Raw genomic sequence first — 10,104 nt, 5'->3', positions numbered from 1 at the left:
CAACGTCCTGTGGGCGATGATCCGTGACGGAGAGCGCTTTCATGCTTCACCTCCCGTCACGGGAGCGGCTTGACAACACGATTGGGAAGTTCCTTGTCCATGGTTCGGGGAGTTGGGCTCGGGGCCCATCGGGGGCGAGGGTGGCGACGATGAGGCTGAGGTCTCGGGGGCGCCACAGGGCGGTTTCGAAGCCGCAGGCTGCGAGGTGAGTGAGCCATTCGCGCTGGGCGGGTCGGATGCGGCCGGTGTCCGTCTTCAGCTCGGCGAACAGCGTGCGTTTGGTCTGGGAATGGCCGTACACCTCGTCGGGCCAGCCAGCGTCGGAGCGGCGGCTGTTGTGGGTGTGGTAGGCCAGCGTCCAGCCGCGCGCGGCGGCGAGCTGGCGTACGTGCCGGCGGAACTGTTCTTCGGTGAGGCTCACGCCGCTTTCACCCGCCGATGGGCGATGGCCGCTTCGAGGTCGGCTCGGTGCCGGGCCGCGTCCGGGTCTGGCGCTGGGGTGCGCCGCGGACGGTTCGCTACCGGCGGCGCGGGGCGGCAGTGGCGTTCCTTGAGGAGTTCGGGCAGGGGCGCCCGGTGGTGTTCTTGGAGGATCTCGCTCATGGGGCGGCCGTATCGCTCGGCGATCAGCGCCTCGTACAGCTCTGAGTCGTGGGTGGTGGTTTCGGCAGGCATCTGGTTCTCCGTGGCTGGGCCGGGGCCCGCTGTCGGAGGAGCGGGCCCCGGCCGGAGGGGTGGCCCGTATCGGACGGGCCTTCCGGGCGGGCTGGGCGCGGGGGGTCGCTGCCCGTCCGGAGGTCGGGTTGTTGTGCGGGCCGTGCCTCGGGCCTGACAACGATCACGAATCTAACATGACCAAAGGCAGCGACCTATTTCGGGTTCATCGTCAGTCGAGAATCGCCAGCTCGGCCGGGCGGTGGGGGGTGTCCACCGGCGCGCCGGGCCAGCGGACCATGACCAGCGTTTCGCCGGTGATGGGGTCCTCGGCGTGTCCGTTTACGCACCCGAAAGGGCGCGGCTGGTCCGGATTCCAGCGGATGGGGGTTACACCGGTACGTGGCCGGAAGTCGGCGCGTACGTCGTTCACTTGACGCTCCCTGTGAGGCGTGAGGCGATCAAGTCCAGGCCCCGCCCCCGCGCGGCGGAGACGGGCTCGTTGAACGTGCAGTTGCCGTTCTGGCTCTCTTGGAGGCCGGCCCGCCAGTCTTCTGGGCCTCCCGGCCGGTTACGGGTGAAGTGCTGCGTCGTGCCATCGGCCAGGGTGAAGCTCAGGTGCAGAGTGTCGCCGGGGCCGGTGGTCGCGCTGGTGCGCTGTCCGGTGGCGAGAGCGTGATGGGCGATTGCGTCGCCAGTGCGCATGATGCGCTCCTATTAGAAGTAGCGGCCTATTTCGCGTTAGTGGAGAGAGCTGTAGCCGTTGCAGATCTCGCATGTGTCCCCGGTGGCGGGGTTGGTTCCGTCGGAGCAGTTGGGGCAGGGGTGCCACCATCCAGTGCCGCGGCACTGCTCGCACTCGCGGACTTCCTCGTAGGGGCCGCGGAGAAAGGTGACGACGGTGCGGCCTTCGCACTCGTCGCATTCGCTGGGCTCCACCCCAAGGGTGCTGTAGCAGTCGATGGTTGCGAGTGTGGCGAGCATGGGGTCCTTCGGGTGTCGGTCATCTCTTCGTCTAGATTAATTCTACTATGGTTGGTGGGGGTGTCCAGTGCGCTGTCCCGCCGGCCGGAACCGCCCGACGGGCGCAGGGCGACCGCGACTGGGCCGCACGAAAGGGGGAGTCCCGCTCAGAAAAGAGGCTCCTGCCCCTGGGCATCCTTCGGTTCACGGAGGCGCGTGCGGTCGGTGTGCACAGGAGGCGCAGCCTCTCCGAAAAGGGCGGGGGTTCCGGACGCGTCGGGGGCGGCCGCGATGCGCACCGGCCCGGTGGGTATGTCCAGTGTCCACGTGCTGGCAAGGCGGGCATCGAAGTCGGATTTGGACATGGTCTGCCACTGTGGGCGCTCGGCGTGAGCGGACATCGGAAGCTCCTTCTGGTCGAGAGGGGGAGGGGGGCGAGGTGGGGCTCGCGGCCCCGCCCTCTATGTGTCATGCCGCAACCGGCTGGGATTCCGCGCCCGCCACGGCTTCCGGGTTGACCTGGACCAGTTCCTTGGCCTCGGAGTGCGCCTTGGCCTGCTTGAGCTGGAAGCGGGCCTTCGTCAGGGACTCCGCTACGCGGTCCAGCTGCTCCAGGCGCGCGCCGACGCCGCCCTCCAGGGCCTGTGCGAGCTTCAGTGGGTCGCTTGCGCCGATCTCGTCCAACATCGCGCGGACCTGTTCGATCTTGTCGAGCGTCGTACGGGTCTTCTTCTGTGTCGCTGCACGCTCGGTGCGCTGCTCTTCCGTCAGCTCCTCGGTGATCATCAGTACTGCCTGTTCCTGCTGCTGGCGCATGGCGTAGGCGAAGTGGACGATCTCGTTGTCCGAGGCGAGTTCGCCGCGGCTGAACTTGGCGAGCACGGCAGCCTGGTTGGCATGGCTCAGGGCTGCGATCTGCACTGCTGCCTGGGTGCCGATGGTCTTGGACTCCACGAGTTTGGCGACGTCCTCGCGCAGGTCCAGCAGGGCCAGACGGAGCTTGACGTACGCCGTGGTCTTGCTGAAGTCGGCGGCGACGGACTCCGGGGTGGCGCCTTCCTCCTCGTCCAGAATGCGCTGAAAGGCCCGCGCCTCCTCCAGGGGAGTCATGTCCTCGCGGTTCACGTTCTCGCTGACCGACCGCTTGAAGCGACGGAGTTCACTCTTCTCGCTCGTGATGGTGGCACGGATCTTGGTGCGCTTGAGTATCTGATGGGCGCGCCACCGGCGCTCGCCGGCGACGATCTCGTAACCGCCGTGCTCGTCGTCGGGCCGGACCTCGATGGCCTGCATGAGTCCGTATTCGTCGATGGAGGAGGCGAGTTCCTGAAGGGCTGTCTCGTCGAAGTGCTCGCGGGGCTGGCGGGGGTTGCGGTGGACCTGGCTCATCTTCAGGACGCGCTGCACGGGTTTCTCCAAGAGGTATGTGGTGAGTTCTTCCCTCAACCGATAGCTAAATTCTACTATGTCCGAGGGGGGTGTCTACTCGCGGAGCCGCAGCCAGATGTTCTCCGGCCTGCGCCAACATCGCACCGGTCCAGCCGCTTTGAGAGAAGCAAAGCGCCCGTGGGGCGCCGGTTTCTTCCGGCGCCCCACGGGCTCTCCTTCCACCGCGCCACGGGACGTGAGCGCCTAACCCCCGTCTACGCGCTCACGCCACCGCCGCACCTCAACGGGCGCACCCGCTGCCAGGGCGGTAGAACACTCGCGGGCGATCGGGCACTGGCCGCACACCTCGGCCGGATCGCCTTCTCGCACCTGCTTGGACGAATCAACCTGGCTAGCCGTGACACACCGGGCCGCGCTCCAGCGGATCGGCATCGCCAACCTGCCCGTCTCGCCGTGCAGGTAGCTCAGGACACGAGCAGTCGCTGCAAGGCCCCGCTCTTCACTGCCCGGTCGACCGCTCCGAGGCTGCTTCGACAGCGCCAAGATGCGCTGTTCATCGATCACTTCACTCCTCGCCAAGTCAGGCCGCTTGTCGCCTGCCCCTCCGTTTGACGCGCCCAACCCCCGTCCGCGATCACCAAGCCCGAGCGCGGCGCCGGGTGACTGTAGGTGCTGCTCTGCTGATGTGGCCGAGCTGCCGCTCAGTGGCCCATGCCGGCGCCGCCGTCGACCGGGATGACGGCCCCGGTGATGTACGACGCCTCATCGCTGGCAAGGAAGCGCACCGCCGCGGCGATCTCCTCCGGCTGGGCGGCCCTGCCCGCGGGGATCTGCTTGATCATGCTGTCCTTGATCTCTTGCGGCAGTACCGCGGTCATGTCCGTCTCGGTCAGTCCCGGGGTGACCACGTTGGCCGTGATTCCCCGCGAGCCCAGCTCACGTGCGATGGAGCGAGAAAATCCGACCAGTCCGGCCTTGGCTGCCGCGTAGTTCGCCTGGCCCGCTTCGCCGCGCAGGCCGACGGTCGAGCCGATGAAGATCATGCGGCCCTTGCGGGCGCGCAACATGCCGCGGGTGGCGCGCTTGGCCAGGCGGTAGGCGGCGGTGAGGTTGGTGCCGATGACGTCGCTGAAGTCGTCCTCGGACATGCGCATCAGCAGGGTGTCGCGGGTGATGCCCGCGTTGGCCACCAGCACCTCGACCGGGCCGTGCGCCTCTTCGATTTGCCGGAATGCCGCCTCGACCTGTTCCGGGTCGGTGATGTCGCACTTGACGCCCAGGACGCCGGCGGGCGGTTCGCCCGACCGGTAGGTGACGGCGACCCTGTCACCGTTGGCGGCCATGGCCTCTGCGATCGCCAGTCCGATGCCTCGGTTACCACCGGTGATGAAGACGCTGCGGCTCATGGGTACCTCTCAGTTGGTGCTCTGGTGCTCAGCTCTGCCGTTTGCCGTGGCAGAACGCCCGCGGGGCCGGTGCCCGGCGACCGGACGACCTCCTGCGGTGCAGCAACCCTCGCACAAACGGAACGCTCGCTTTTGAACGTTTCCGGCTACTCAGGGTGACCGGTACGAAATGTAGCGGTAGTTGACAAACTGTTGAAGCGGGGGAAAGGTGGTTAATGTCCCATTTTGGATGGGTCGCGGGTGAAAAGATGATCATGGAGGCACTTGCGAAGGAGCGTCAAGGGGGCGTTAAGGTCATCGGCGTCTTTCCGATACTTTTACCGTCAAGGAGGGGTAACGCCCCAATGTCCAATAGGCACCGCGTAGGCGATTTTCTCCGAGAGTGGCGCGCCAAGATGGACCCCAACCTCGTCCCCGGCTTCACCGCCAAGTTCGGGCCGCGAAACAAGCCCGGCCTCACACAAGCCGAAATGGCAGTGCTCACTGGTGTGACGGAGAGCTGGTACAGGCGCCTGGAAGCCGGCGGCATCGCGAACCCGAAAACGGATTGGCTGGAGCGCATCGTGCGCATCCTCGACCTCAACGAAGCCAAGCGATACACCCTGTTCGTGTACGCAAAGGGGCAAGAGCCGCCGCCCCTCTACCGCCCGGCCGCAGTCATCGACCCCTCGACAACCGCAGTAATTCAGGGACAGCCCTGGCCCGCGTACATATCTGACGCGTCGTGGGACATGCTCAAGTACAACGACCTGTGCGTCCAGAATTGGCCCTGGGTCAAGTACGGCATCAACATCATGACCTGGTGTCTGACCTACCCCGAAGCCCGGCTGCAGCTGATCGATTGGGAAGAGTCCTGGGCCAAGCCCATGGCGTCCCAACTGCGCCTCGTACACGAGTCCCAGCCGGAGAACCGCAGGCTCGCCGAAGTCGTAGCCGACATCAAAAAGCGCGACAAGGTCGCAGCCCGGCTCCTTACTGACGACCTCACGAGCGTCACCCACCCAGACGGACACCGGCGTTGGATGTACCTACCGAACCGCGGTGAAGAGGAATTCGAGGTGATCTTCCGTTGCTTCGCACCGCTCAGCGACCGTAGCCAGCGCATGATGTTCATCATGTCGCCCGACTACTCCCCCGCGAGCTGAGCCATTCCCTCAACGAGCCCCATCGTCGTGGAAGGGCCACCTTCTACGCCTGCTTCCTTGTACGCAGCGGCAACAGCAGTGAAAAGCCGCTCAGTATGCGCGAGATCGCCGGCGTGGGCCCCCTTGATCAGGCGGGCCGCGTCGGACAACTCGACGCCGCTCGAAGCGTAGGAAGTGGCGTCTTCATGGACACGGGCGAGGCCGTCGCGAAAGGCGACCACGCCTGCCCGGCCGGTGATTTCACCGTGGCCCGGTACGAACGTTGTGGCGCCCGTACTCAGTAGCCGATCGCAAACCGCGATGCACGCGCTGAGGGAATCGGACCACACAATCATGTGGGCACCGATGAACAACGTATCGCCGGTGAAGACCACTTCATCCTCGGGGACATGCACGGCCACGTCACCTTCACTGTGTGCGGGGCCGAGATCGATGAGTTCGACCGCCGCCCCGCCAACCTCCAGCTCCAGCGTGCCGGTGAACGTACGCGTCGCACCAGTCACGGTGATCCCGCTGAAGTCGAACCCGCCGATGTGCTCAGCGGCGTACGCGGTGACCGCAGACGTCGGAGCCGCCCGGCCGAGCAGCATCATCTGCTCCGGGCTGATCTCCTTGCACACATGCTCGGCCGACGCAGCCGACGTGATGATCTCGGCGTCCGGCAGGAGCTGGTTGCCCCACGTGTGGTCCCCGTTCTGGTGCGAATTCACCACAGTAGTGATCTCCGCTCCGGGCACGGCCGCCTCGACTGCGTCCAACAGCAGACGCATGCCGGCCAACGTGAACTGGGTGTCCACCAGCAGGGCTTGCCCATCAGAGGCGACGAGCCCGCAGTTGCTGTAGCCCCAGGCGGTGCTGTTGTGCATCCACGCCCACGTGGTGGACGACAGCGGAACGAGGGAAGGGGACGACAAAGCAGGCTCCAACTTGCTGGGCAGGGCGACAGACATAGCGGTGCGCCCCAGCCGGCGAGGCGCACGGAAAGAAGATCAGTTGGCGGGGGAACGCCAGTCGATAACGATCCGCTCGTGCGGATCGGCGTGCCGCCCACCACCTGACGGCATGACACGCACCTTGGAAACCTCCAAGGCGATGAGAGCTCGCTGAGAGGCCCGCGGAGCAGTCCTCCACCACGCGACGAAATCGGTAACGCCGGAGATCGGCACGTCCGCGATCTGCTCCAGGAACCGAAGCCGGGCCCGAGCCTGCCGCAGATCCTCCTTGGTGGCCTTCTGCGCGGCCAGGAACGCCGAGCGCACCAACAGGCCACGCCCGTACAGGCCGCCCAGTTCCTTGAACCGCTCCTCGGCCCCGTCGACATGCTCGCGCAGACGTCTTGCTTCGGCCCTGACGTCCTCCTGGACTTCAAGCAGCCGCTCGTGGCTTCCCGGGCGCAGAACATCAGCGAGGACCTGCTCGGCTACGGCGTCCTCCAGGCGGCTGGCGTTCATGCGGACGCCACCACACGAAGCGCGGCCCTCCTTGGGGGGCGGGCACCGGTAGCCGGGGTCTGCGTCGCCGTTCACCCGTGCCCCCTGCATGTGGAAGGCACACCGACCACACTCGGACAAGCCGCTGGTGAGCAGGTAGTCGAACGGTTCGCGAGGCGGAGTCTGCTCGCCGCGGCGCTTAGCGAACAGTGCGTTCAGTCTTTGGTGCTCGTCCGGTGTGAGGACCGTTTCCCCGAAGTCCTCGATGGGCTCGCCGTTCTTGTCGAGGCCCGCCATGAGCGGGTTGAGGATGGCTCGCACGAATGCCTCGGCAGCCCAGGGGTTCCCGCGCGCGTTGGTGTAACCCTTGTCGGCGAGCTGGCGCACGACCGCGCCTACGGGCTCGTTCAAGAGCAGTCGTGAAGCACCCTCACGCAAGCCCTGGGCCTCCTGCTGGTGCAGCTCTCCAGGACGCACGTAACCCGATAGCCGTGCCATGAATCTCCATCCATCGGGAGTGCGACCGCCTTGCCCATAGCGGCCCCTTAGCTCCTTAATAGGCCAATGTACTCGGCTGTCATAGGAGGGCTCTCCGTTCACTTGACGCCGCTGAGTATTTACGCAGGTCAAACATGGTGATCGAACACGACATCGAAAAGTGACCTCCCTCACCCCTGGCTAGTTGGTTGCCTGGGGCTACGGAAGGCTCGGGCGAATCGCCGCGTAGCGACCCTAAGGAGGCGGGAGGTGGGCGGCTCTTCGGCAAACAGGCCGCAGCAAAAGATCGGCTAGCGCAGTCCAAGGGCCTCCCAGACGGACGCCGTCGCCACCTTCGTCGTATCGCCCAGCGGAATCAGCTTCGCTGGGAACCGGCCCTGCTCGATCAGTCGGTACGCCTTGTCCGCCCCGATCTTGAAAGCACGCGCAGCCGTTGCCACGCTGATCGCAAGCGGAAGTGCCAGAACCTCCTCCACGGACATGTCCCCACGCTCAGAGGAGGGTGCAACAGAACCAATCGCAGATGTGGTCATAGGTGGTCAAATCCTTCATCCCCGCGCCACCTGACCGGAAGCATACGAGACCCAAGGAAGCCCGAACTCCGCTACAGAAAGATCAGGACACGCAAGGAAACCCCAGCTTAAACAGGAGCCTGCGTGTTCGACGGAACCACCTACAAGCGATGCTCGTGCACGGAGCCGGTACTCGACGACGCCGGCCGACCGGTGCTCAGGCCCGACGGCAAACCCAAGCGCCGCGAGATCGGCTCGGCTTGCCCAGACCTGAAAAAACGGGACCACGGCTCCTGGGCCTACTACCTCAACCTCCCCGACGGCCCGCGCGGCGAACGACGCCGGCCCCGCAAGAGCGGCTTCCGAACCCAGACCGACGCGAAGGAAGCGGCACAGAAGCTCTGGGACGAGGCCCAGGGCGGCGTCGACATCGACTCCAAGGAGACGCTCGCTCAGTACCTGCGCCGCTGGCTGCGCCAGCGCGTCGACCTCAAACGCAGCACCCGCAAGGACTACGAGGACTACGTCGAACGGATCTTCATACCCGCCCTCGGCCACCTCCCCCTGCGCCAACTGCGTAAGCGCCACATCCAGGAGATGTTCGAAGAAATCTGGGCCCACAACGAAACCAAGGCAGCCAACCGGCTCGCAGCCCAGCAGGCCAAAGCCGAATGCGACGACGCCCACCGGGCATGGAAGTCCGCGCCCAAGCCCCGCCCACCACACCTGCGCCAGCGATGGGACGAGGCCAAAGCAGCACTTCGCGAGGCACGCCAGAAGCCCCGCAGAGAGACAGGCCCGGGCACACAGAAGAAGTTCAAAGACACCCTCTCTGCCGCACTCGACGCCGCAGTCGCCGAAAAGCTGATCACGGAGAACTTCACCAAAGGCGTCGTCCTCCCCAAGTACGAGCGCCCTGAAGCTCTCGTCTGGACGGACGAACGTGTCGCCCGCTGGCGCGAAACAGGAGAAATCCCCGGCCCCGTCATGGTCTGGACTCCACAACAGACCGGACAGTTCCTCGACGGCGCAACCGGGCACCGCATGTACCCCATGTGGCACCTCGCGGTCTTCAGAGCGACACGACGCGGCGAAACCGTCGGCCTCCCCTGGACAGAAACAGACCTGGAAGCCGGAACGATCAAGGTCGTCGAGCAACTGGTCAAGGGCCGCACCTACAGCGAAGTCTGGGAAGACACCCCCAAGAGCCGCAGCGGACGCCGCACCGTCACCTTGGACGACGTGACCCGCGCACTGCTCCGAGCCGTACGCCAGGCACAGAGGACCGAGCGCGAAGCCTGGGAAGCAAAGCACCTGGCCGAACCCGAAAAGTACGGCCCCTACATCAACTCAGGCCGCGTGTTCACCACCGAGGACGGAAGCCCCCACAACCCGGACAACGTCTCGCAAGCCTTCGACCGCCTGGTCAAAAGGCTCGACCTTCCTCCGATCCGTCTCCACGACCTCCGCCACTGCGCCGCGTCGCTGAGCCTCGCGGCCGGCCTGTCCATGAAGGCCATCCAAGCTCTCCTCGGCCACAGCAACTACTCCCTCACCGCCGACACCTACACCTCGCTCATGCCGCAGTTCGACCAGGCAGCGGCGAACGCACCAGTCACCCTCGTACCGCGAGCCAACGCGACGGAGGACGGAACTGCCCCGAAGCTGACCCTCGTCATCTCGGCCGCAGAACCAGAAGAGCCTGGGACCGGCGGAGGCGGCCAGGACGGGGGTGACGGTCGCTCCGCCCCCTGCCAGGTGATGTCAGCGTGAGGGCGTGGTTATGCCTGGCGAGCGCGAATGTGAAGCGTTGGACAAGCAGATGTCATGGCGGCGCTGACCTGCGGGAACCCCTGTTCGCTTTCTGGCGTCGGGCCGGTTTCCAGAAGGAGAGGCGGTCGGGGGCTGTCCGTGGACAGAACGTGGACAGAAGGCCGGGGACAGGCAGGGAAAAATGAGGAAAACCGATGAAGGGGCTGTGGCAGAGCAGGCTCCGCAGGCATCTGCTGAGAGGCCCCTGAGCTGGAGCAACGTCCCTCCAGGTGGTGTTCTACCGCTGCTGGAGGGCGGGTTGGGGATCGCTCCGAACCGCTGCTTATCCGGCTCG

At 65.8% G+C, this 10,104-nt stretch carries 13 protein-coding genes; 2 read left to right on the top strand and 11 right to left on the bottom strand.

The features are described 5' to 3' along the window. Nucleotides 1-46: 46 nt before the first annotated feature. From ACH4K4_RS34780 to ACH4K4_RS34745, 8 genes are all read right to left on the bottom strand, one after another. Nucleotides 47-421 (bottom strand): VRR-NUC domain-containing protein, encoded by a 375-nt coding sequence (locus tag ACH4K4_RS34780; RefSeq protein ID WP_398173158.1) that lies wholly within the window; start codon nucleotides 419-421, stop codon nucleotides 47-49. After that, a complete protein-coding gene (locus tag ACH4K4_RS34775) occupies nucleotides 418-675 on the bottom strand; it encodes a hypothetical protein (RefSeq protein WP_398173156.1) in 258 nt (85 codons plus the stop codon). Before ACH4K4_RS34775 ends, ACH4K4_RS34780 begins: the two co-directional genes overlap by 4 nt. A 211-nt stretch (nucleotides 676-886) precedes the next feature. After that, nucleotides 887-1,087 (bottom strand): hypothetical protein, encoded by a 201-nt coding sequence (locus ACH4K4_RS34770; protein ID WP_398173154.1) that lies wholly within the window; start codon nucleotides 1,085-1,087, stop codon nucleotides 887-889. Further along, nucleotides 1,084-1,359, bottom strand: coding sequence for a hypothetical protein (locus ACH4K4_RS34765; RefSeq protein WP_398173152.1), 276 nt, complete (start codon nucleotides 1,357-1,359; stop codon nucleotides 1,084-1,086). The genes ACH4K4_RS34770 and ACH4K4_RS34765 overlap by 4 nt, the downstream gene beginning before the upstream one ends. Nucleotides 1,360-1,395: 36 nt before the next feature. Continuing rightward, nucleotides 1,396-1,638, bottom strand: coding sequence for a hypothetical protein (locus ACH4K4_RS34760; RefSeq protein WP_398173150.1), 243 nt, complete (start codon nucleotides 1,636-1,638; stop codon nucleotides 1,396-1,398). 146 nt (nucleotides 1,639-1,784) lie between these two features. After that, entirely contained in the window at nucleotides 1,785-2,018 is a 234-nt protein-coding gene (locus ACH4K4_RS34755; protein WP_398173148.1) for a hypothetical protein, read from the bottom strand. Nucleotides 2,019-2,085: 67 nt separating this feature from the next. Further along, nucleotides 2,086-3,024 carry a ParB/RepB/Spo0J family partition protein gene (locus ACH4K4_RS34750; protein ID WP_398173146.1) on the bottom strand — a complete coding sequence of 313 codons (939 nt, stop codon included), beginning with the start codon at nucleotides 3,022-3,024 and terminating at the stop codon, nucleotides 2,086-2,088. 683 nt (nucleotides 3,025-3,707) lie between these two features. Further along, the gene (locus ACH4K4_RS34745) at nucleotides 3,708-4,412 is read right to left on the bottom strand and encodes a beta-ketoacyl-ACP reductase (protein WP_398173144.1); all 705 of its coding nucleotides are present in this window, start codon (nucleotides 4,410-4,412) and stop codon (nucleotides 3,708-3,710) included. A gap of 215 nt (nucleotides 4,413-4,627) precedes the next feature. On the opposite strand from ACH4K4_RS34745, the gene ACH4K4_RS34740 reads away from it, so the two are divergent. Beyond that, nucleotides 4,628-5,557 carry a helix-turn-helix domain-containing protein gene (locus ACH4K4_RS34740; RefSeq protein ID WP_398173142.1) on the top strand — a complete coding sequence of 310 codons (930 nt, stop codon included), beginning with the start codon at nucleotides 4,628-4,630 and terminating at the stop codon, nucleotides 5,555-5,557. Here the strand turns inward: ACH4K4_RS34740 and ACH4K4_RS34735 are convergent. The 3 genes from ACH4K4_RS34735 to ACH4K4_RS34725 all read right to left on the bottom strand — a co-directional run bounded on the left by ACH4K4_RS34735 (nucleotide 5,539) and on the right by ACH4K4_RS34725 (nucleotide 7,967). After that, a complete protein-coding gene (locus tag ACH4K4_RS34735) occupies nucleotides 5,539-6,423 on the bottom strand; it encodes an MBL fold metallo-hydrolase (protein ID WP_398173140.1) in 885 nt (294 codons plus the stop codon). The genes ACH4K4_RS34740 and ACH4K4_RS34735 overlap by 19 nt on opposite strands. Nucleotides 6,424-6,546: 123 nt before the next feature. Continuing rightward, nucleotides 6,547-7,485: a recombinase zinc beta ribbon domain-containing protein gene (locus tag ACH4K4_RS34730; RefSeq protein WP_398173138.1), complete on the bottom strand. Its 939-nt coding sequence runs from the start codon at nucleotides 7,483-7,485 to the stop codon at nucleotides 6,547-6,549. A 290-nt stretch (nucleotides 7,486-7,775) separates the two neighbouring features. Continuing rightward, on the bottom strand, nucleotides 7,776-7,967 hold the full coding sequence (locus ACH4K4_RS34725; protein WP_398173136.1) for a DNA-binding protein: 192 nt from the start codon (nucleotides 7,965-7,967) through the stop codon (nucleotides 7,776-7,778). A gap of 174 nt (nucleotides 7,968-8,141) precedes the next feature. Between ACH4K4_RS34725 and ACH4K4_RS34720 the strand changes: the two genes are divergently transcribed. After that, entirely contained in the window at nucleotides 8,142-9,770 is a 1,629-nt protein-coding gene (locus ACH4K4_RS34720) for a tyrosine-type recombinase/integrase (RefSeq protein ID WP_398173134.1), read from the top strand. Nucleotides 9,771-10,104: the final 334 nt, after the last annotated feature.

Origin of the sequence: Streptomyces sp. NPDC017529, from assembly GCF_044329785.1 — a bacterium.
GTDB lineage: Bacteria > Actinomycetota > Actinomycetes > Streptomycetales > Streptomycetaceae > Streptomyces.
The sequence above is the reverse complement of the archived record's forward strand: the minus strand, read 5'-3'. Positions and strand labels throughout refer to the sequence as shown.